Genomic DNA, 224 nt, shown 5'->3' with positions numbered 1-224 from the left:
AGGATTTGAGGCAGCGGCAGCAGCGGCAGGGATCAAGTATGAAAACAGAACAGATATGGCACTTGTATACAGTGTAAAACCGTGCAAAGTGGCAGGAACCTTTACGACCAATGTAGTAAAAGCGGCTCCGGTGAAGTGGGACCGGCAGATTTTGGAATCTAAGATCAAGTCTCAGGCAGTAATCATCAATTCTGGAATTGCAAATGCGTGTACAGGAGAAGAAT

At 46.0% G+C, this 224-nt stretch carries 1 protein-coding gene; it reads left to right on the top strand.

Annotated features, from left to right (window positions below):
* The coding region (locus AB1471_RS18110; RefSeq protein WP_367781098.1) for a bifunctional ornithine acetyltransferase/N-acetylglutamate synthase at positions 1 to 224 on the top strand (224 nt) is incomplete at both ends.

This window comes from Jeotgalibacillus marinus (assembly GCF_040801915.1).
Classification (GTDB): Bacteria; Bacillota; Bacilli; order Bacillales; family Jeotgalibacillaceae; genus Jeotgalibacillus; species Jeotgalibacillus marinus.
This window is presented reverse-complemented; position numbering and strand designations above follow the sequence as displayed.